Source organism: Pseudomonas sp. MONT-RG-20F-20-E-7-02, assembly GCF_022662395.1.
Classification (GTDB): domain Bacteria; phylum Pseudomonadota; class Gammaproteobacteria; order Pseudomonadales; family Pseudomonadaceae; genus Aquipseudomonas.
In genome coordinates, this window is sequence record NZ_JAKNQN010000003.1 from 547,939 (window position 1) to 567,247 (window position 19,309).

General features: G+C 60.8%; 22 protein-coding genes. 12 read left to right on the top strand and 10 right to left on the bottom strand.

What is annotated here, in order from left to right; translation table 11 throughout:
- Positions 1-75 precede the first annotated feature (75 nt).
- Together L8I05_RS11645 and L8I05_RS11650 are read right to left on the bottom strand one after the other, a co-directional pair.
- A complete protein-coding gene (locus L8I05_RS11645) occupies positions 76-1,152 on the bottom strand; it encodes a 3-deoxy-7-phosphoheptulonate synthase (RefSeq protein ID WP_177016004.1) in 1,077 nt (358 codons plus the stop codon).
- A gap of 130 nt (positions 1,153-1,282) precedes the next feature.
- Complete coding sequence (locus L8I05_RS11650; RefSeq protein WP_242169049.1) at positions 1,283-1,717, bottom strand: PilZ domain-containing protein; 435 nt, start codon at positions 1,715-1,717, stop codon at positions 1,283-1,285.
- Between L8I05_RS11650 and L8I05_RS11655 the strand changes: the two genes are divergently transcribed.
- The 5 genes from L8I05_RS11655 (at position 1,716) to cysB (ending at position 5,654) form a co-directional block, all read left to right on the top strand.
- Complete coding sequence (locus L8I05_RS11655; protein WP_242169051.1) at positions 1,716-2,102, top strand: thioredoxin; 387 nt, start codon at positions 1,716-1,718, stop codon at positions 2,100-2,102. The genes L8I05_RS11650 and L8I05_RS11655 overlap by 2 nt on opposite strands.
- Entirely contained in the window at positions 2,099-3,061 is a 963-nt protein-coding gene (locus L8I05_RS11660) for a putative 2-dehydropantoate 2-reductase (RefSeq protein ID WP_242169053.1), read from the top strand. The genes L8I05_RS11655 and L8I05_RS11660 overlap by 4 nt, the downstream gene beginning before the upstream one ends.
- A 27-nt stretch (positions 3,062-3,088) precedes the next feature.
- Positions 3,089-4,006, top strand: a complete 918-nt coding sequence (locus L8I05_RS11665) for a 5'-nucleotidase (RefSeq protein WP_242169054.1) — start codon at positions 3,089-3,091, stop codon at positions 4,004-4,006.
- A 69-nt stretch (positions 4,007-4,075) separates the two neighbouring features.
- Positions 4,076-4,576 carry a universal stress protein gene (locus L8I05_RS11670; protein ID WP_159955011.1) on the top strand — a complete coding sequence of 167 codons (501 nt, stop codon included), beginning with the start codon at positions 4,076-4,078 and terminating at the stop codon, positions 4,574-4,576.
- Between the two features lie 103 nt (positions 4,577-4,679).
- Positions 4,680-5,654, top strand: coding sequence for an HTH-type transcriptional regulator CysB (cysB, locus tag L8I05_RS11675; protein WP_012722988.1), 975 nt, complete (start codon positions 4,680-4,682; stop codon positions 5,652-5,654).
- Positions 5,655-5,659: 5 nt separating this feature from the next.
- On the opposite strand, the gene L8I05_RS11680 is transcribed toward cysB, so the two are convergent.
- On the bottom strand, positions 5,660-6,142 hold the full coding sequence (locus L8I05_RS11680; protein WP_242169056.1) for a GreA/GreB family elongation factor: 483 nt from the start codon (positions 6,140-6,142) through the stop codon (positions 5,660-5,662).
- Positions 6,143-6,147: 5 nt separating this feature from the next.
- Positions 6,148-6,516 carry a hypothetical protein gene (locus tag L8I05_RS11685; RefSeq protein WP_242169059.1) on the bottom strand — a complete coding sequence of 123 codons (369 nt, stop codon included), beginning with the start codon at positions 6,514-6,516 and terminating at the stop codon, positions 6,148-6,150.
- Positions 6,517-6,648: 132 nt separating this feature from the next.
- Here L8I05_RS11685 and earP point away from each other — a divergent pair, with 132 nt between their 5' ends.
- Positions 6,649-7,782, top strand: coding sequence for an elongation factor P maturation arginine rhamnosyltransferase EarP (gene earP, locus L8I05_RS11690; RefSeq protein ID WP_242169061.1), 1,134 nt, complete (start codon positions 6,649-6,651; stop codon positions 7,780-7,782).
- A gap of 49 nt (positions 7,783-7,831) precedes the next feature.
- Complete coding sequence (locus L8I05_RS11695; RefSeq protein WP_003218698.1) at positions 7,832-8,404, top strand: elongation factor P; 573 nt, start codon at positions 7,832-7,834, stop codon at positions 8,402-8,404.
- Between the two features lie 66 nt (positions 8,405-8,470).
- Here the strand turns inward: L8I05_RS11695 and L8I05_RS11700 are convergent, their stop codons facing one another.
- From L8I05_RS11700 to L8I05_RS11710, 3 genes are all read right to left on the bottom strand, one after another.
- A complete protein-coding gene (locus L8I05_RS11700) occupies positions 8,471-8,890 on the bottom strand; it encodes an organic hydroperoxide resistance protein (protein ID WP_159955016.1) in 420 nt (139 codons plus the stop codon).
- A gap of 255 nt (positions 8,891-9,145) precedes the next feature.
- Positions 9,146-9,598: a MarR family transcriptional regulator gene (locus L8I05_RS11705; RefSeq protein WP_177015998.1), complete on the bottom strand. Its 453-nt coding sequence runs from the start codon at positions 9,596-9,598 to the stop codon at positions 9,146-9,148.
- A gap of 80 nt (positions 9,599-9,678) precedes the next feature.
- A complete protein-coding gene (locus L8I05_RS11710; RefSeq protein WP_159955018.1) occupies positions 9,679-10,629 on the bottom strand; it encodes a LysR family transcriptional regulator in 951 nt (316 codons plus the stop codon).
- Positions 10,630-10,734: 105 nt separating this feature from the next.
- Between L8I05_RS11710 and L8I05_RS11715 the strand changes: the two genes are divergently transcribed.
- Positions 10,735-11,484, top strand: a complete 750-nt coding sequence (locus tag L8I05_RS11715) for a sulfite exporter TauE/SafE family protein (RefSeq protein ID WP_242169063.1) — start codon at positions 10,735-10,737, stop codon at positions 11,482-11,484.
- Here the strand turns inward: L8I05_RS11715 and L8I05_RS11720 are convergent.
- A complete protein-coding gene (locus tag L8I05_RS11720; protein WP_242169065.1) occupies positions 11,474-12,355 on the bottom strand; it encodes a LysR family transcriptional regulator in 882 nt (293 codons plus the stop codon). The two genes, L8I05_RS11715 and L8I05_RS11720, sit on opposite strands and share 11 nt — an antisense overlap.
- A 70-nt stretch (positions 12,356-12,425) precedes the next feature.
- Here L8I05_RS11720 and L8I05_RS11725 point away from each other — a divergent pair, with 70 nt between their 5' ends.
- Both L8I05_RS11725 and L8I05_RS11730 read left to right on the top strand, forming a co-directional pair.
- Positions 12,426-12,632, top strand: coding sequence for a DUF1127 domain-containing protein (locus L8I05_RS11725; RefSeq protein WP_242169067.1), 207 nt, complete (start codon positions 12,426-12,428; stop codon positions 12,630-12,632).
- A 45-nt stretch (positions 12,633-12,677) separates the two neighbouring features.
- Positions 12,678-13,916: a winged helix-turn-helix domain-containing protein gene (locus tag L8I05_RS11730; protein WP_242169070.1), complete on the top strand. Its 1,239-nt coding sequence runs from the start codon at positions 12,678-12,680 to the stop codon at positions 13,914-13,916.
- 99 nt (positions 13,917-14,015) lie between these two features.
- On the opposite strand, the gene L8I05_RS11735 is transcribed toward L8I05_RS11730, so the two are convergent.
- The gene (locus L8I05_RS11735; RefSeq protein WP_159955023.1) at positions 14,016-15,362 is read right to left on the bottom strand and encodes a 3-deoxy-7-phosphoheptulonate synthase class II; all 1,347 of its coding nucleotides are present in this window, start codon (positions 15,360-15,362) and stop codon (positions 14,016-14,018) included.
- A 124-nt stretch (positions 15,363-15,486) separates the two neighbouring features.
- On the opposite strand from L8I05_RS11735, the gene L8I05_RS11740 reads away from it, so the two are divergent.
- Positions 15,487-16,242 carry a spermidine synthase gene (locus L8I05_RS11740; protein ID WP_242169072.1) on the top strand — a complete coding sequence of 252 codons (756 nt, stop codon included), beginning with the start codon at positions 15,487-15,489 and terminating at the stop codon, positions 16,240-16,242.
- A gap of 119 nt (positions 16,243-16,361) precedes the next feature.
- Here L8I05_RS11740 and L8I05_RS11745 read toward each other — a convergent pair whose 3' ends face one another.
- The gene (locus L8I05_RS11745) at positions 16,362-17,153 is read right to left on the bottom strand and encodes a crotonase/enoyl-CoA hydratase family protein (protein WP_242169074.1); all 792 of its coding nucleotides are present in this window, start codon (positions 17,151-17,153) and stop codon (positions 16,362-16,364) included.
- Positions 17,154-17,574: 421 nt separating this feature from the next.
- Between L8I05_RS11745 and L8I05_RS11750 the strand changes: the two genes are divergently transcribed.
- Positions 17,575-19,248: a DEAD/DEAH box helicase gene (locus L8I05_RS11750; RefSeq protein WP_017136163.1), complete on the top strand. Its 1,674-nt coding sequence runs from the start codon at positions 17,575-17,577 to the stop codon at positions 19,246-19,248.
- The last annotated feature ends 61 nt before the right edge of the window (positions 19,249-19,309 follow it).

The following is a 19,309-nucleotide window of genomic DNA, read 5'->3' on the forward strand; positions in this document are numbered from 1 at the left end:
GGGAACAATCAACCATAAATGACAACATAAAAAACGCCGGGCTAAGCCCGGCGTTTTTGTGTGCGCAGTTTAAGGTCAGGTGCGTTTGCGTTTGGGTAATACGTCCTTGAGCTTGGCGTGCATGCTGCGCAGGGTGGTCTCGGTGGCGGACCAATCGATGCAGGCATCGGTGATCGACACGCCGTACTGCAAGTCGGCCAGGTCTTTTGGAATCGCCTGGCAACCCCAGTTCAGATGACTCTCGACCATCAAGCCGATAATCGACTGGTTGCCTTCGAGGATCTGGTTGGCGACGTTTTCCATTACCAGCGGCTGTAGCGCCGGATCTTTGTTGGAGTTGGCGTGGCTGCAGTCGACCATGATGTTCGGCTTGATCCTGGCCTTGTTCAGCGCCTGCTCGCACAGCGCAACGCTGACCGAATCATAGTTGGGCTTACCGTTGCCGCCACGCAATACCACGTGGCCATAGGCGTTGCCCTTGGTGGTGACGATGGACACGCCACCTTCCTGGTTGATACCCAGGAAGCGGTGCGGGCTGGACACCGATTGCAGCGCGTTGATCGCCACGGTCAGGCCGCCGTCGGTGCCGTTCTTGAAGCCCACGGCCGAAGACAGGCCGGACGCCATTTCGCGGTGGGTCTGGGATTCGGTGGTACGTGCGCCGATGGCCGACCAGCTGATCAGGTCCTGCAGGTACTGCGGGGAGATCGGGTCGAGGGCTTCGGTGGCGGTGGGCAGGCCCATTTCAGCCAGGTCCAGCAGCAATTGACGGCCGATGTGCAAGCCGTCCTGGATCTTGAACGAGTCGTCCAGGTACGGGTCGTTGATCAAGCCTTTCCAGCCGACGGTGGTGCGCGGTTTTTCGAAATAGACGCGCATCACCAGGTACAAGGTGTCGGATACTTCAGCCGCCAGCACCTTGAGGCGCTCGGCGTATTCGTGGGCAGCCTTGAGGTCGTGGATCGAGCACGGGCCGATCACCACAAAGAGGCGGTGGTCGGTGCCATCGAGAATGTCACGGATGACTTCGCGGCCCTTGGTCACGGTCTGCAAGGCAGCGTCACTCAGGGGGATTTCGCGCTTGAGCTGATCGGGAGTGATCAGGGTCTCGTTGGATTCGACGTTTAGGTCATTGATCGGTAAATCAGCCATCGTGTTACTCGCCAGGGTCACGGGTGCCGGCCGCCAGCCATCCCCGTGCGGCGGGCACAGCATGATTTGAATGCAGGGGGGAGGAACCTTAGCGCGTAATGCGGGCCCGCGACAATGGGCAAAGCCGGCTTTAATCCAGCGCTGGCGCCACAACAGCCTCGTGGGAGAACTCGCCGGCATGGCGTGAAACCCATTCGCGGGCCATGGCCTCGAGTTGCACCGGCGTCGGCTCGGTGTGTTCGTGCAGGCGGCAGTAGCGTTCGATCTGGCACACTTGCTCACCCATTCGCGCACCGAACAGCGCGTGTTCATCGGTAAAAGAAATACCGACGCGATAGCCCGTTTCGACCTTGCGGCACCAGGCTACATAGCCCGGATAACGGGCACTGGCGCCCAGGGACGGGATGCGCAGATCAACCGCCGTGCCCTGGCGCCAGGCACGCGGGCAATTGCAGGCGACGCCGCCCAGGCCGATAGTGTGCAGGCGTTGGCGGGGAATGGCAGGAGCGGGGCGTTGGATTAACTCGACAGCGACATCATCAGGGTGAGGTAAAAAACGACCCATGTACACGGACTCCGAGCACCGTCCAGTTGACGGCGGTGGCAGCAGTATAGTGAAGGAACTGGAATTGACCGACCTGGATATTGACCAGCAATTGCTGGGATTGCCAGGTATTTCGCTTGTGGTGTTTACCAGTGTCGGCTGTTCCAGTTGCCGCTGGGCACGCCAGCAACTGCCCGGCTGGCGCTTGCCCGTAGACCGCGTGTGCTGGGTGGATGCCGGGCACAACGGCGGTGCGGTCGAGCGCTACCAGATCTTTCATTTGCCCGCGTTGTTCCTCGTGTGCGAGGGTCAATTCCTTGGGCAGTTACAGAGCCGACTTACGCTTGGCGACCTGACTGAGGCCGTGAATCAAGCACTCACCCGTACACCAGAGGATTTGCCATGACCGCAGTTGCATCCCCGTCGCCACGCATAGGCATTATTGGCACCGGTGCTATCGGTGGGTTCTACGGCGTGATGCTCGCGCGTGCCGGTTTTGATGTGCACTTTCTGTTGCGCAGCGAATACGCAGCGGTCAGCGAGCACGGGCTGCACCTCAACAGTACATTGCATGGCAAGTTGCACCTGCACCCGGTGCAGGCCTATGCCCGCGCCGCCGATATGCCCGCGTGCGATTGGCTGTTGGTAGGCACCAAGTCCACCGGCAATGTGGACCTGGCGCCGACCATTGCCCAGGTCGCCGCGCCGGACGCCAAGGTGGTGCTGTTGCAAAACGGCCTCGACGTCGAAGACAGCCTGCGTGAACACCTACCGGCGTCGCTGCATCTGCTGGGCGGGTTGTGCTATATCGGCGTGCACCGCTCCGCGCCGGGCGTCGTCGAGCATCAGGCCTTGGGTCGAGTCAACCTGGGCTATCACAGTGGCACCGCGGCCAACGATGAGGCGAGCCAGCAGGCGATAGTCGAAGAGGGCGCCGCACTGTTTCATACAGCGGGTATCGAGTCCCAGGCCATGGCCAATGTGCACCTGGCCCGCTGGCACAAATTGGTGTGGAATGTGCCGTACAACGGCCTCTCCGTGTTGCTGGGCACCGGCACCACGGCAATGATGGCCGATGAATCCAGTCGTGAGTTGATCCAGGCATTGATGGCCGAAGTGGTGAAGGGCGCCCACGCCTGCGGCCATGAAATTCCAGCCAGCTACGCTGAGCAGATGTTCGCCATGACCGAAACCATGGACGACTATCTGCCCAGCATGTACCACGACCATGTGCACAAACGCCCGCTGGAGCTGGCGGCGATCTACGCCCGGCCATTGGCCGCCGCGAAGGCCGCAGGGTGCGAATTGCCACGCATGCAGGCGCTGTACCAGGCCTTGAGTTTTATTGATCGGCGCAATCGCTGATACGGGCGCTGATTCGGGGGGAACACCATGGCAAAGGGATTGGGCGACAAACTGGTGCTGGCGATTTCGTCGCGGGCACTGTTCGACCTGAGTGACAGCCACAAGGTCTACCTGGCCGAAGGGGTGGAGGCTTACCGCAAGTACCAGATCGAACACGAGGAAGAAACCCTCGAACCCGGTGATGCCTTCCCGCTGGTCAAGAAGCTCTTGAGCCTCAACGCCAGCCTGGGCCGTGCCCGCGTCGAGGTGGTGCTGGTGTCGCGCAACAGTGCCGACACCGGTTTGCGCGTGTTCAACTCGATCCAGCATTACGGCCTGGATATTTCCCGCGCCGCTTTCGTCGGCGGGCGCAGCCCTTATCCTTATCTGGCCGCGTTTGGTTGCCATCTGTTTTTGTCGACCCATGCGGACGATGTGCGCAGTGCCCTGGACGCCGGTTTTGCCGCGGCGACGATTCTGTCGGGCGGCCCGAATCGGGCGTCGAGTGAAGAGCTGCGGATTGCGTTCGATGGCGATGCGGTGCTGTTTTCCGATGAGTCCGAGCGTGTCTATCAGTCAGGCGGGTTGGAAGCCTTCCTGGCCAACGAACGCGAGTCGGCGCGCCAGCCGTTGCACGGTGGCCCGTTCAAGGGATTCCTGGCGGCGCTTAACGTGTTGCAGCGTGAGTTCGCAGACGAGGCGTGCCCGATCCGCACGGCGTTGGTGACTGCGCGTTCGGCGCCTTCCCATGAGCGGGTGATTCGCACCTTGCGCGAATGGGACATTCGCCTGGACGAGTCGCTGTTCCTCGGCGGCCTGGAAAAATCAGCGTTTCTGGAGGCGTTTGCCGCCGATGTATTTTTCGATGACCAGGCCGGTCATTGTGAGAAAGCCAGGGAGGTGGTCGCCACCGGGCATGTGCCCCATGGCATCAGTAATGAGTTGAAAACCCACACCGAGAGCTAATCAGTCGAACTCCCGCAGGCGCTGCTAAGCTCATTCAATCCTCGCCATCCTGGCAGTCCAGGAGGTTCTATGATTCGTTCGATGCTGTATGCCACGGACCTCGGTCTGTATGCGCCTTATGTCATGCAACATGCGCTGGCGCTGGCCCGAACGTTCAAGGCGGATTTGTATGTGATTCACGTGGTCGAGCCGATTGGGCTGTTCGCCGAATCGGTGTTGCAGAGCTACCTTGATGAGAAGGCCTTAAACGAATGGCAGAGCCAGGGGCTGACCACCGTCATGGCAACCATCGAGCAGCGCGTGCTGGACAGTTTTCGCGAGGAGTTGGGGGAAGGGGAGCAAGACTTGAAATTGATTCGCTCGGTGCGGGTGATCCAGGGGGACCCGTGCGAGGTGATTCTCGACCAACTGCGTAAACTTTCCGTCGACCTGCTGATCGTAGGAAGTCACAGCCACGCCACCGCGGCTGCCACGCCGCTTGGGCGCACCGCTGCGAGGGTGCTGCAACTGGCGACAGTGCCGGTTTATATGGTGCCGTCGTTGCAGCGTCGGCGCAGTGATGACAGTTGAAGGGTCAAAACGATAAAAAGTTCTAGATTTATCCGTCCTACCTTTAATATAGTTATATACCGTCGCTGATACCCGTGGCGTCTATCTGCTTTGAGGGACATATATGAAGCTTCAACAACTGCGCTACATCTGGGAAGTGGCGCACCACGACCTCAACGTTTCCGCTACCGCTCAAAGCCTCTACACCTCGCAACCCGGTATCAGCAAGCAGATCCGCCTGCTCGAAGACGAGCTGGGCGTTGAAGTGTTCGCGCGCAGCGGCAAGCACCTGACCCGCGTCACCCCGGCTGGCGAGCGCATCATCACCACCGCCGGTGAGATCCTGCGTAAAGTCGAAAGCATCAAGCAGATCGCCCAGGAATTCTCCAACGAGAAAAAAGGCACCCTGTCGATTGCCACCACCCACACCCAGGCGCGTTATGCCTTGCCGCCGGTGATCCGCGATTTCATCAAGCAATACCCGGACGTCGCCCTGCACATGCACCAGGGTTCGCCGATGCAGATCGCCGAGATGGCCGCTGACGGCACCGTCGATTTTGCCATCGCCACCGAAGCGCTGGAGCTGTTCGGCGACCTGGTGATGATGCCGTGCTACCGCTGGAACCGTTGCGTCGTCGTGCCCCAGGGCCACCCGTTGGCCAAGCTGCCGAAGCTGACCCTGGAAGCCCTGGCTGAATACCCGATCGTGACCTACGTATTCGGTTTTACCGGCCGTTCCAAGCTCGACGAAGCCTTCAGCCATCGCGGCCTCACGCCGAAAGTGGTGTTCACCGCCGCCGACGCCGACGTGATCAAGACATACGTGCGCCTGGGCCTGGGCGTGGGCATCGTCGCCAAGATGGCGGTCGACACTGCCCTCGACAAGGACCTGGTGGTGCTCGACGCCAGCGAGTTGTTCGAGTCCAGCGTGACCAAGATCGGCTTCCGCCGCGGTACATTCCTGCGTGGCTTCATGTGCGACTTCATCGAAAAGTTCGCGCCGCACCTGACCCGTGAAGTCATGGCCAAGGCGATCCAGTGCCACAACAAGCAGGAACTGGAAGAGCTGTTTGACGGCGTAGAACTGCCCGTCCACTGAGTGGTTTATTTGGCCTCGGTAACCGTAAAGTGTTGCCGGGCGCCTGCCACCAGAATCTCCACCTCATCACCTTCGAACTTGCCCAGCAGGCTTTTACCCAGGGGCGAGCGCGGGGTGATGACGGTCACCGGTTGCCCCACCACATCCACCTTCAAGCCTGCCGCGTCCGGCGCCAGAAACAGCCATTGCTGGCGAGCGTTTTCGTCTTCCAGGCCCACCAGTGCGCCGACTTCTATGCCACGCTGATCATCGTAAGCGCGTAGCTGCAAGTTCTGGCACAGCGCCAGTGACTGTTTGATTTCCTCGACCCGCTTGGCTTGCCCGGCCGCCAGGTAGGACGCTTCCAGGCCCAAGGTGTCGTATTTGTTTTCGGCGATATTTTCTTCGTGGGTCGCAGTTTCGTAGGCGGTCTGCGCGGCACGCTGGGCGATATCGAGGTCGACGCTGAGCTTTTCCAGGATCAACTGGAGAACGGCATGTTTATTCATGGTCATCAATCGCAGAATTGCAGGACATTTGCCTTGCTCTTTTCATTGGGCGCGTTCTGGTCCTGTTGCAGCCAGAACTGGCATTTGGGGTTGGCCAGGTTGCGCGCGTTGGTGCGTGCCTGATCCAGGGTCTGCTGCTGTTCCTGCTTGCGAAGGTTCTCTTGGTACTGCTCGAACATGCGATTCGGCAGTTCCGGCGCGGCCACGGCGGGTTTGCCCAATTGCTGCACCGCCTGGGCTACCGGCGCCAGGCTTTGCGGGAACAAGTAGCGCGAGGCCAGCCAGGTGCTCAGCACAATGGCGATAAACCCCAGCCACAGGCCGAACGCCACAGCAACACTGAGCTTGAACAGCGACAACGAACGATCAGACATGGTGGCCTCCTGGCAGGCATTTGCGGCGTGGCGGCGATTGTCGCACAGCCACTGTGCAGAATAATCGCGATCAAGCCTTCTGCATCGACGCATTTATGCGGACAATCGAGCCTTTGAGCGTTGGAGCCCGGAATGAAAGCCCGCTGGGATATTTTTTGCAGCGTCGTCGACAACTACGGCGACATCGGCGTGACCTGGCGCCTGGCCCGGCAATTGGTGGTGGAGCACGCGTGTGAGGTGCGTCTGTGGGTCGACGACCTGCGCGCCTTCGAACGCCTGTGCCCAGAGATTGATGTGCGGCTGGACCAGCAGTGGCAGGAAGGTGTGGAGGTGTGCCATTGGCCGGCGCAATGGCGCGACACGCCCTCGGCCGATGTGGTGATCGCCGCGTTCGCCTGCCAGTTGCCGCCAGACTATATGGAAGCCATGGCCGCGTGCGAACGCACACCCTTGTGGATGAACCTGGATTACCTCAGTGCTGAGGACTGGGTGGTGGGTTGCCATCGCCTGCCGTCGGTGAAGTTCAAGGGCGTGCAGAAGTACTTCTTTTTTCCGGGCTTTCGTCCGGGGACTGGCGGGCTTTTGCGCGAAGGCGGGTTGCTGGAGCAGCGTCAGGCGTTTCAGCAGGACCCGGCAGTACAGCAACAATTCCTACAGGCGCTCGGCGTATTTCCAGCAGCGGGTGTGCGTTTGATGTCGTTGTTCGCCTACGAAAATGCCGGGCTCGCCAGTTGGCTCGACGTGCTGGCGACGGACGGGCGTGCCACTCATCTGTTGGTGCCGGAAGGGCGCATCCTCGGCGATGTGCAGCGCTGGCTCGGTGTAGACGGGCTGGCCGTGGGAGATCTGCATCAGCGCGACGCCCTGACCGTGCAGGTGCTGCCGTTCGTGCGCCAGGAACAATATGACCGCCTGCTGTGGTGCTGCGAATTCAATGCGGTGCGCGGTGAAGACTCGTTCGTGCGCGCGCAATGGGCGGGACGCCCGTTGCTGTGGCACATCTATCGCCAGGACGAAGACATCCACCTGGACAAGCTCGATGCCTTCCTGGAGCTGTACACCGCCGCCTTATCGCCAGCCGCCAAAGCGGCAGTGGTTGCACTCTGGCAGGCCTGGAACGCTGATGGCGATATGGCACAACCGTGGAAAATGCTGCTGGAGCACTGGCCAGAGGTGTGCCGCAACGCCGATTCGTGGTGTCTGGAACAAGGCTTGCAGGCGGATCTTGCGACGGCGCTGGTGAAGTTTTATGAAAGTTGGATATGATACGCCACCTTGAATTTTGTAAATCCCATCCAAATTTCGGATATATGCAATGAAAACTGGTAAAGAACTGAAACCCGGTACAGTGATCCGTCTCGAAAACGACCCTTGGCTGGTTCAGAAAGCTGAGTTCACCAAGTCTGGTCGTAACAGCGCAATCATGAAGACCAAGCTGAAGAACCTGCTGACCGGTTACAAGACCGAGATCGTCTACAGCGCCGATGACAAACTGGACGACGTGATCCTCGACCGCAAAGAAGCGACCCTGTCCTTCATCAGCGGCGACACCTACACGTTCATGGACACCACCGACTACACCATGTACGAGCTGAACGCTGAAGACATCGAAGCCGTTCTGCCGTTCGTTGAAGAAGGCATGGAAGACGTCTGCGAAGCGATCTTCTTCGAAGATCGCCTGGTTTCCGTAGAGCTGCCGACCACCATCGTGCGTAAGGTTGCCTACACCGAAGGTTCCGCTCGCGGCGACACTTCCGGCAAAGTCATGAAGCCTGCCAAGCTGGCTAACGGTACCGAACTGCAAGTGGCCGATTTCATCGAAATCGACGACCTGATCGAGATCGACACCCGCGAAGGCGGTTCGTACAAAGGTCGCGCCAAGAAGTAATTCTGGCCTCGCCGATACGAAAAAAAGCCCGACCTTGCGTCGGGCTTTTTTGTGGGCGTTTGTTAATCAGACCGTCACGTGCAGGCGCACATCGACGTTGCCACGGGTGGCGTTGGAGTACGGGCAAACTTGGTGGGCGGCGTCGACCAGGCTTTGCGCGTCGTCTTGATCCAGGCCCGGCAAGTTGATGTTCAGGTCGATATCCAGGCCGAAACCACCGGGGATTTGACCGATGCCGACGTGGGCAGTGATCGAAGCGTCATCCGGGATTTTGCGTTTGGTCTGGCTGGCGACGAATTTCAGTGCGCCGATAAAGCAGGCCGAGTAGCCAGCAGCAAACAGTTGTTCAGGGTTGGTGGCCTGGCCACCGGCACCACCCAATTCTTTAGGGGTGGAGAGTTTGACGTCGAGGATGTTGTCGCTGGAAACAGCACGACCATCACGGCCGCCGGTGGCGGTAGCTACTGCGGTATAGAGCGTTTGCATGGGGTCTTCCTCTTGGTTTGCTAGCGCTAAATGTTTGTGCGCTAAGTAGTTGGTGGGATGAATGTATAGCGCTAATGTTTAGCGCGCAAGATAAATTTATAAAAATGTTTCCCAAAGAGAATTCCCTGACACACCACACAAACAAATGTGGGAGCTGGCTTGCCTGCGATGGCGGTATGTCAGCCACTCTATTCATGACTGATGGACCGCGATCGCAGGCAAGCCCGCTCCCACATTTATACTGCGTAAATGCCTTCAAATTGCGTTTTGCAGATTGCCCCGCAAGGCAATCAAATCCCCCTGCAATTTGCGCAACTGCTCCAGTTGCAGCCCGCTGGCGCCGAGGATGCACTGCGGAATGCCCATGGCTTTTTCCTGCAGCGCACGGCCTGCCTGGGTCAATTCCACCACCACCACACGCTCATCCTCGCGGCTGCGGGTGCGGCTGAGCAGACCTTCGGCTTCCAGGCGCTTGAGCAGCGGCGTCAGTGAGCCCGGGTCGGTCAGCAGGCGGCTGCTGATTTCGCCGACGGTCAAGCCATCCTCTTCCCACAACACCATCATGGCCAGGTACTGCGGATAGGTCAGGCCGAGGGCTTGCAGCAGTGGCTTGTAGACCTTGGTCATCAGCAGCGAAGTGGAGTGCAGGGCGAAACACAGCTGGTTATCCAGCATCAAGGATTCGCAAGGATCGGGGTTTTTGCTCATGACGGTGCCTCGAAAAAGCGTGTATGGGCTGGAATCTAGCGGTCAAACCTTTAATGCGCCAGATAATTCTGTCTGCGCGGTCAGACCAAACCGCTTTGCAGCGCCAGATCCCACGGCGGCACCGGGCTGAAACGTGACTTCAAGTATTCCAGCAACAACCGACTACGCGCATTTGCCTGTTGCTCCAGGCGCAACGCGTAGATGCCGCTGGTTTCCGGGCTGGGTAGCCCATCTTCGCAAAACAGCGGCAACAGTTCGCCGCGCACCAGGTATTCACTGGCAAGCCAGGTGGGCAGGTGCGCGATACCCAGCCCGGCGAGTGCGCCCGAGAGCAGCGCTTCGGCGTTATTGGCACTCATGCGAATGCGCTGCGGGCGATAGGTGGCGCGGCGCCCATCCAGCTCGAAGCGCCAGGCGAACATTGGCGCCAGGCCGTCCCAGTCGAGGCCGTCGTGTTCGCTCAACTCGCGCGGATGCGTCGGCGTGCCTCGGCTTTTGAGATAGGCCGGGCTGGCGCAAGCGATTCGCACGATGCTGGCCAGCGGCGTGGCAATCAACCGCGTGTCGACGATATGCCCGGCGCGCAGCACCAGGTCGACCTTGCCCAAGTGCGCGCCCTGCATATCGACAAAGCTGTCGATCAGGTGCAGGTGCACGTCCAGCCCCGGGTACACATTCAGAAAATCGGCGATCACCGGCGCCAGATGCCGTCGACCAAACGCCGCCGGCGCGTCCACGCGAATCAAGCCCTCCGGCGCATGGCTCAACGACACCGCCTCGGCCCGTGCCAGTTGCAACTCGCCGACAATGCGCCGCGCCCGCTCGGCGAAGGCCAGGCCTGCCGGTGTCGGCACCACCGCGTGGGTGCTGCGCTGGAACAGGCGGCTGCCGACCGAACTTTCCAGGCTGTCGATCCGCCGCGCCACTGCCGAAGGCGTCAGCGGATGACGGCGGGCGGCGGCGGAAAAACTGCCGGTCTCCAGCACATCCAGAAACAGGCTCAGTTGATCGGTCAGGGTATTGGGGTTCATAGGCGCGCTTATGCGAGATTGGCACAGCCATTGTGCGTTGCTGTGCGTTTCCGCGCCAGAGCCGACTGCGTAGCATGCAAGGCCTGGGGTTTTGGAGTGAGAGCGGTGTTGGATTTAGCGATGTATCTGTTATTAGGCGCGGCCTTGGGCACGGTCGGCGGCCTGTTCGGCATTGGCGGCGGGCTGATTGCAATCCCGGTGCTGGGCGTGTTGTTCGGCCTCGATCAGCAACTCGCTCAAGGCACCGCTCTGGTGATGGTGGTGCCTAATGTGATGCTGGCGCTGTGGCGTTATCACCAGCGCAATCGCATCGAACTGCGCCACGCGTTGCCATTGGGCGTCATGGGCTTCAGCTTCGCCTGGCTCGGTTCGATCTGGGCGGTCGGCCTGGATGCCGGCGCCATGCGCGTGGGCTTTATCGCGTTTTTGCTGACGCTTTCGGCGTACAACCTGGTGCGCATGTTCACCCGCAACGCGCCGCCGACGGCCGAGATGCGCTATTCCTGGCCATGGCTCGGGGTGCTGGGCGCGGCGTCCGGCTCCATGGGCGGTTTGTTTGGCGTAGGCGGCGCGGTGGTCGCCACGCCGGTGCTGACCAGCCTTTTCGGCACCACCCAAGTGGTCGCGCAAGGTTTGTCGTTGGCCTTGGCGTTGCCCAGCACCAGCGTGACATTGGTCACCTATGCCTGGCACCACGAAGTCGACTGGATGATCGGCGTGCCCCTGGCCGTTGGCGGCCTGCTGAGTATCAGCTGGGGTGTAAAAGTCGCCCACGCCTTGCCCGAGCGCGTGTTGCGCGGCCTGTTCTGCGCTTTCCTGGCGATCTGCGCGGTGATGCTGACGTTTAAAGTCTGAAGCCTTCGAGGATGTACTCCGCCAGGCAATCGGTGATGGGCGAGTTCATGGACGGGTTACGCAGCAGCCGCAGGCTCATCGACGGCAACGCCGGAAAGCCTTCGTCGCTGCCCAGTACTCGCAGGTCTTCAGTGACCAGGCTTTCCATGCTGATCATGACGGCAAGGCCTGCGTTGACCACCGCCTGAATCGCTGCCACGTTGGAGCTGTGATACGCCAGGCGGTATTCGCGCCCGGCTGCGTCCAGGGCCGCCCGCGCCCAATTCGTGTAAAGGCAGTCAGCGCCGGAAACCGCCAGAGGCAAGGCTTCATGCTCGTCCACGCAGAAGCACGACGAGGCGACCCACACCATACGATCAGTGCGCAATAACTCGCCGATTTCACTGCCGGGTTCACGGCTGATAACCGTTAATGCCAAGTCCCGCCGCTGCATCAACACGGTGGATGCCTCGCAGTGCATTTCGATCTGGATCAGCGGGTAGGCCTTGGAAAACCGCTTGAGAATCCCCGGCAGAAAGCGCATCACGTAGTCATCCGGCGTGCCGATGCGCACCAATCCGACCATGTGCGGTTCGCGCAGGGTGTTGAACACCTCGCTGTGCAGTTTCAGGATGCGCCGCGCATAACCGAGCAACACCTGGCCTTCCGGCGTCAGCCGCACCTGGCGCCCGTCGCGCTCGAACAGCTTGCGTTGCAGCACGTCTTCTTCCAGGCGCTTCATCTGCATGCTCACCGCCGATTGCGTGCGGTTGACCAGTTCACCGGCGCGGGTAAAGCCGCCCTGATCGGCGATGGCGACGAAGGTGCGCAGCACTTCAGTGTCGATGCTGGGGTAGCCGGACAATTGATCAATCTCCGAGATGTATTGCATAAGAAACATTCGTTGGATTGATCATAAGGCCAGGCACACACTCTCGTCATCCCCACTGGAGGGCGAGAAGATGAAAGGTCAGAAAGGTTTTGTGTTGATGGCGAAACGTCCGTTTTCCGGGCTGTTTCACACGATTGCGCGCTGGCAGGCGTTGCATGAGGAGCGTCAGACACTGGCGAGCTTGAGCGATGAGGCGCTCAAGGACATCGGGCTGAATCGCGGCGATGTCGAGCAGGATCGTCACCTGCATTTCTGGCAAGACCCGCTGCGAAAATGACCCAGGATGCAGTAGGGTGGTCGGCGAGCCCATCCGGAGAGACCCATGCCCGCCGACCTGTCTTTTTCACTCAAGCAAGCGCGACGCCTGGCGCTGTCGGCCCAGGGGTTCTCCGGGCGCCAGGCGCCGGCACAGGTCAAGGCCGCGCACCTCAACCGGCTGATTGAGCGTTTGGGTGTGTTGCAGATCGACTCCGTCAATGCGGTGGTGCGCTCGCATTACCTGCCGCTGTTTTCGCGCCTTGGCCATTACTCCCCGTTGATTCTTGAGCAAGCCGCCTGGAGCCAGGGGCGACGGCGCTCGCTGTTTGAGTATTGGGGCCATGAGGCTTCACTGCTGCCTATGGCGTTGTACCCGTTGATGCGCTGGCGCATGGAACGGGCGAAACTGGGGCAGGGGATTTATTCGCAGATGGCGCGTTTTGGCCGTGAGCAGCAGGCCACTATTGAGCGCGTATTGCAGACCGTCGAGGCGCGCGGCGCATTGGGCGCAGGCAGTTTGTCGACCCGTGAGGAGCGCGCGGGCCCGTGGTGGGATTGGAGTGACGAAAAGCACGCGCTGGAGTGGCTGTTTGCCGCCGGGTTGGTCACCGTGGCGGGGCGGCGTGGGTTTGAGCGGCTTTATGACTTACCCGAGCGAGTGATTCCCGGCGAGATCCTTCAACAACCCTTGTTAAGTGAAGCCGAGGCCCAGCGTGGCTTGCTGCTGCACAGTGCGACCGCGCTGGGCGTGGGGACGGAAAAAGACCTGCGTGACTACTTCCGCCTTGACCCCGCCGACAGCCGCAGCCGCTTGGCCGAACTGGTCGAGGACGGTCAATTGCTGGCCTGCCAGGTGCAGGGCTGGAAAGCGCCGGCATTCTGCCTGCCCGATCCGAAAGTACCGCGCAAGGTGCCGGCCAGCGCCTTGCTGTCGCCGTTCGACTCGCTGATCTGGGAGCGCAGCCGTACCGAGCGGCTGTTCGACTTCCGTTATCGGCTGGAGATCTACACCCCGCAAGACAAGCGGGTGTACGGCTATTACGTGCTGCCGTTTTTGCACAACGAGCGCATCGCCGCGCGCGTGGACTTGCGCGCCGAACGCGCCAATGGCTGCCTGGCGGTGCATGCGGTGCACGAAGAAGAGCTGGGGTTGGATGGGGAAGGCATGCAGGCGTTGGCCTTGAACCTGGCGCAGATGGCCAGTTGGCTGGGGCTGGGGCTGGGGCAGGTCCAACTTAATTGCCGGCGGCCCAGTGCTGCTCGGTTGAGAGTAGCGATGCTCAACTTGGGTATAGGCCTTTAGGGCGCCATCGCGGGCAAGCCCGGCTCCCACAGTTGGAATGCATTTCCCTGTGGGAGCCGGGCTTGCCCGCGATGGCGTCGGCCCAGTCGACTCAACGTTTTAGCGCTTGACCTGCTTCAAGGTCTCGGCAATCAGGAACGCCAGCTCCAGCGACTGATCGGCATTCATCCGTGGGTCGCAATGGGTGTGGTAGCGGTCCGACAAACCGTCCTCGGTGATCGGCCGCGCGCCGCCGATGCACTCGGTGACGTTCTGCCCGGTCATCTCGATATGAATCCCGCCGGCATACGAACCTTCGGCCTGATGCACCTGGAAGAACTCTTTCACCTCGCCAAGAATCTGCGCAAAGTCGCGCGTCTTGTAGCCGCTGCTGGCCTTGATGGTGTTGCCATGCATCGGGTCGCTGCTCCACAGCACCTGCTTGCCCTCGCGTTGCACAGCGCGGATCAGGTTGGGCAGATGGTCGCCAACCTTGCCGGCGCCCATGCGCGCGATCAGGTTGAGGCGGCCGGGGTCGTTGTCCGGGTTGAGAATGTCGATCAAGCGGATCAGGTCGTCGGGGTTCATGCTCGGGCCGACCTTGACGCCGATCGGGTTATTGACCCCGCGCAGGAATTCAACATGGGCGCCGTCCAGCTGACGGGTACGGTCGCCGATCCAGAGCATGTGGGCCGAGCAATCGTAGTAGTCGTTGGTCAGGCTGTCGCGGCGCACGAAGGCTTGCTCGTAGTTGAGCAACAGCGCCTCGTGGGCGGTAAAGAAGCTGGTTTCGCGCAGCTGGGGTGAATCGTCCATGCCGCAGGCACGCATGAACGCCAGGGTCTCGTCGATGCGGTCGGCCAGTTGGCTGTATTTTTCGGCCAGCGCGGAGTTGGCAATGAAGTCCAGGTTCCACTTGTGCACTTGGTGCAGGTCGGCAAAACCGCCCTGGGCAAACGCGCGCAGCAAATTGAGCGTGGCGGTGGACTGGTGATAGGACTGCAGCAGGCGGTCCGGGTCCGGCACGCGGCTTTTCATGTCGAAGCCGATGCCGTTGACGATGTCACCGCGGTAGGCGGGCAGGGTGACGCCGTCGATGGTTTCATCGTTGGCCGAGCGTGGCTTGGCGAACTGGCCGGCCATGCGCCCGACTTTCACCACCGGGCAGCCGGCAGCGAAGGTCATCACGATGGCCATCTGCAGCAGCACCTTGAAGGTGTCGCGGATTTTTGCCGCCGAGAACTCGGCAAAGCTCTCGGCACAATCGCCGCCCTGCAGCAGGAACGCGCGGCCCTGGGTCACTTCGGCAAACTGACGGCGCAACTCGCGGGCTTCCCCGGCAAACACCAGCGGCGGGTAGCTGGCCAGGTTCTGCTCCACTTGCAGCAAGTGTGCAGCGTCCGGGTACTGGGGTTGTTGCTGGATCGGCAGGGCGCGCCAGCTGTCGGGGCTCCAGGGTTGGCTCATCATGAACTCGATTGGGTGATTGACGGTCGGGCGCCAATGTTATCAGCAATTAGTGCGTGACCTGTTGCCGCCGGTTGGCCGACAATCGCGCCTTTGCCGTGCGGTAAACCCTTTAGGAGTAGTGATGACCGAGGAGCGTGTCGAGCGCCTGCTGGCCGAAGTCCATGATGATTTCGGCATGATCCGCGTGCTCGAAGTGGCCGATTACCGCTTTCTCGAGTTTGGCGATGCCATCGAGCAAAGCTGCGTATTTACCGCCGACCCGAGCTGGCTGGAGTACGACTACACCCGTGCGATGCTGATTGGTGCGTTGTGCCATGAGCAACCTGAGAGCGCGCTGTTCCTCGGCCTGGGGGCCGGCACGCTGACCCAGGCGTGCCTCAAGTTCCTGCCGCTGGAAGATGTCGAAGCCATTGAGCTGCGCCCGGAGGTGCCGCGCCTGGCCATCGAATACCTGGGGCTGGATGACGACCCGCGCCTGTACATCCGCATTGGCGACGCGCTGCAACTGTTGGATACCGCCGAGTCGGCCGACCTGATTTTCGTCGACCTGTACACGGATGTCGGCCCGGGCGTCGGCCATCTGGCCTGGACCTTCCTGGAAAACTGCCAGAAGAAACTCAACCCCGGCGGCTGGCTGGTGATCAACCAGTGGGCGACCGACGATGGCAAACCGCTGGGTGCGGCGTTATTGCGCGGGTTGTATCACCGCCATTACTGGGAACTGCCGGTGAAGGAGGGCAATGTGATTTTGCTGGTGCCTTCGGAGCTGGATCAGGAGCTGGACATTGATGCGCTTTCGGCGCGGGCCGAAGCCTTGGCGCCGCGGTTGGGGTACTCGTTGCAGGCGTTGATCAAGGCGATTCGGCCGGCGACTTAGTTGCCTGTTCTGGCGCCATCGCGGGCAAGCCCGGCTCCCACAGTTGAAGTGTGTTCACCTGTTGAAATGCATTCCCCTGTGGGAGCGGGCTTGCCCGCGAAAAGGCCCGCATTGCCAGCTCAAATCCCCTTGAACACCCCCGGCCGCTTCTCAATCATTGCTCGCACGCCCTCTTTGGCATCTTCACTGTTGAGCAATTTCTCCACCACCCCCTGCAACCCGGCCGCCGCAACAGCCTCACCCTCCATCCGCGCCAGGCGCGCCGACATCAACGTCGCCTGCACCCCAAGCGGCGCCTGGCGGGCAATGCGGTTGGCCAGCTCGATGGCGCGGGGCAGCAAGTCTTCACTGGCCATCACTTCCTGCACCAACCCCAGCCGCAGCGCCTCGTGCGCATCAAATTCATCGCCGGTAAGCAACCAGCGCATCGCATTGCCCCAGCCGGCCACCTGATGAAAGCGCAGCGTCGCACCGCCAAACGGAAAGATCCCGCGCTGGACTTCCATCTGCGCAAAGCGCGTGTTGCTCGCGCAAATATTGATGTCCGCCGCCAGCATCAACTCGATGCCGATGGTCAGGCAGTAACCCTGGGCCGCAACGATTACCGGTTTGCTCACCCTGGGCCCGGCGAACACGCCCCACGGGTCGCAGCCGCCCAACGGTGGCTGCCAGCCGCCCGACATCACCCCGCTGACATTCGCCAGGTCCAGCCCGGCGGTGAAGTGGTCGCCGTGGGCAAACACCACGGCCACCCGCGCGTCGTCGTTTCGATCAAATTCGCCATAGGCCAGGCTCAGTTCATTGAGCAAATCCAGGTCAAAGGCGTTGCGCTTGGCCACCCGGTCCAGGCCCAGCAGCATGACATGGCCTTGAAGTGCACGGCTGACGCGACTGCTGCTGGCTTGATTCATCGAGTGTGCCCTCAGGGCGTGGGTAGGTTTCAGACCAAAGGTCTTAAGCGTTGGGTGAACCGTTTAAGCGTTATGACCAGCAGGGCCGGGCCTTTGAAAAATAGACCCTGGCACGGCTCTCTGCAAAGACTGTGACACAGCGCGGTATATCAGCGCTTTACGATAAAAAAAGCTCCCTTTTTCAGGTATTTCCGGTATAGTGCGCGCCGGCCTTTAACCGGGCCGCGTTTAGGTAGCGCAATTCCCCGAAGTCAGCTTCGGCTGCACGTCCGCACAGCGGACTCTTCCTTGACGAATCTTTTTCATTCATTCGTTTTCGCAAATCCCCGCCGACAAAGCAGCCAGGGCGACTCTTGAGTCTCAACACGGCATGCGCAGCTTTGGAGCATGGGTCTTTGCGGATGCACTTAGAGGCAGACCCATGACCCAGGAAACCGGCGGCTTCGCCGCTTTTAATCTTAACCCGAATATTCTTGCTGCCGTCATCGCGACCGGCTACGAAGAACCTTCGGCTATTCAGCAGCAATCGATCCCGATCATCATGGCCGGCCAGGACATGATTGGCCAGGCGCAAACCGGTACCGGTAAAACCGCCGCGTTCGCCCTGCCTATCCTGCACTGCATCGATCCTGCCAAGCGCGAGCCGCAAGCCCTGATCCTGGCGCCAACCCGTGAGTTGGCGCTGCAAGTAGCAACCGCTTTTGAAACCTACGCCAAGCAAATGCCAGGCGTAACCGTTGTGGCCGTTTACGGCGGCGCGCCTATGGGCCCACAACTGAAAGCAATCCGTAACGGCGCACAGATCGTTGTCGCCACTCCGGGCCGTCTGTGCGACCACCTGCGTCGTGACGAGAAAGTCCTGTCGACCGTGAACCACCTGGTTCTGGACGAAGCTGACGAAATGTTGAAGCTGGGCTTTATGGATGACCTGGAAGTCATCTTCAAGGCGCTGCCACCGACCCGTCAAACCGTACTGTTCTCGGCCACCCTGCCACAGTCGATCCGTGCCATTGCCGAACGCCACCTGCGCGATCCGCAACACGTGAAGATCCAGACCAAGACTCAGACCGTTACCGCGATCGAACAGGCTCACCTGTTGGTTCACGCTGACCAGAAGACCTCGGCTGTATTGAGCCTGCTGGAAGTCGAAGACTTCGACGCCCTGATCATGTTCGTACGCACCAAGCAAGCGACCCTGGACCTGGCCAGTGCCCTGGAAGCCAAAGGCTACAAAGCCGCTGCGCTGAACGGTGACATCGCCCAGAACCAACGTGAGCGCGTGATCGACTCCCTCAAGGATGGCCGTCTGGACATCGTTGTGGCGACCGACGTTGCGGCTCGTGGCCTCGACGTTCCACGTATCACCCACGTGTTCAACGTTGACATGCCTTACGATCCAGAGTCCTACGTTCACCGTATCGGCCGTACCGGCCGTGCTGGTCGCGAAGGTCGTGCACTGCTGCTGGTGACTCCACGTGAGCGCCGCATGCTGCAAGTGATCGAGCGTGTAACCGGTCAGAAAGTCGCCGAAGTCCGCCTGCCGGATGCCCAGGCTGTTCTCGATGCCCGCATCAAGAAACTGACCAACAGCTTGTCGCCGCTGGTGGCTGACGCTGAATCGACCCACGGCGACCTGCTGGACCGCCTGACCGCCGATATCGGTTGCACCCCGCGTGCCCTGGCTGCAGCCCTGCTGCGCAAAGCTACCAACGGTCAGGCCCTGACCCTGGCAGCCATCGAGAAAGAACGCCCACTGGTACCGAACAACGCGCCACGCGGTGATCGTCCAGAGCGTACTGGCGACCGTCCAGACCGTGGTGATCGTGAGCGTCGTGCTCCGGTTCCATTGGCCGAAGGCCGTGCTCGCTGCCGTACCGCGCTGGGCGCGCGTGATGGCATCGCTGCCAAGAACCTGCTGGGCGCTATCCTCAACGAGGGTGGCCTGGCACGTGAAGCCATCGGTCGCATCCAGGTCCGTGACAGCTTCTCCCTGGTGGAGCTGCCGGAAGACGGTCTGGAAAAACTGCTGGCCAAGCTGAAAGACACACGCGTTGCCGGTAAGCAGCTGAAGCTGCGTCGCTACCGCGAAGATTGATCCGCCTTTGGGCTGATTGATCGCACATAAAAAATCCCCGACTGGTTCGGGGATTTTTTTT